General features: G+C 43.4%; 1 protein-coding gene. It reads right to left on the bottom strand.

All coding sequences use genetic code 11. The annotated features are described in order from the left end of the window. Positions 1–179 precede the first annotated feature (179 nt). The coding region (locus F6K53_RS44385; protein ID WP_366511455.1) for a hypothetical protein at positions 180–1,140 on the bottom strand (961 nt) is incomplete at its 5' end.

The raw sequence follows: 1,140 nt of genomic DNA, 5'->3' as shown, positions 1-1,140 counted from the left end.
CATGCGATCGCTGCGCCGCCATTGGCTACAGTAATAGATATCCTGAAATGGTTCGTGTAAGGTAGCCGTATCTGGACGTTGAGAAAAAGCTTTCTCAAAAGCGGTCGATACGCATCTTGGGGCAGTTCATAATACGACGAGTTTAACTTGGGTTTCTGACGTTTCGATACTTTTGTAGTTCATAAATCGTTCTTGATTAGTTCTGCGATCGCAATACCTTGTTCACCTGCTACAGAGTAGAGCAAATAAAGTTTTTCTTCTTCAGTATAGATAGCTGGATCACGGAGTTGCCGCATCACTCCTTCTGCTACCCCGACTTCCGAAGGAAATATGGATAAGGCACCTCCCTCGTAATCCATTTCTGGATCAATAACTGTGACTGGCTCAGAAATAGTCCAGTTGTGCCAATCTTGTGTTAAATCAACACAGCTCATTAAGATACGTTCTGGTGCATCGCCATACCTGGAGTAAAAGACCGTCAGCTTGTCCCCTTGCACCCATACAGCAGCGTGCCGCAGGTTAGGAATGAAATCTAGTCCCAACTCAAAAGCTGTCTCACCGTCTTTTGATCGGAGCAAAATCCCAGCAACGGGACGATTGTTAATAACTGTGTTATACCAATTGTTGGCAATAGCATAGTAAAACCCGTTGTATCGGAAAACTCTAAAATAGTTTGGTCCAAGTATCTCTGGCGAACTTGTAAAGTTGAGACCATCTTTAGATTTAGCCAACATCGTTATTTGATTGTCACGATGCCGCTTTTGATAGCAACCATGAAAGTACATCCAAATCTCTTTTGCCTCCTCATCCACATGAACATCTGGTGAGGCAATGTGATCTTGGCAAGCTGTTCTATCTAAGTGTAAGGTTCCTGGTTCGTAGATATTCCACGGCCCTGCTAGGTGATCGGCATAGGCAAGGCGAATATATTTGCCTAAGTGGTGGGCAAAATAAAGATAATAGCGTCCTAGGGGATTTTCAATCCAGTCAGGAACGCGAATTAGAGAAGGTCCGTTTATATTTATGCCCAGATGTCCCATAATTCCTGGCATTCTCGGCCTAATTATGGGATTAGAAGATAGGTGTACCGCTTTAATTGGCGATGGTATTTTTCCCTGCTTTAAACTCATTTTCCAGATA

The sequence above is a fragment of the Moorena sp. SIO4A1 genome (assembly GCF_010672065.1).
Taxonomy (GTDB): Bacteria; Cyanobacteriota; Cyanobacteriia; order Cyanobacteriales; family Coleofasciculaceae; genus Moorena.
The sequence above is the reverse complement of the archived record's forward strand: the minus strand, read 5'-3'. Positions and strand labels throughout refer to the sequence as shown.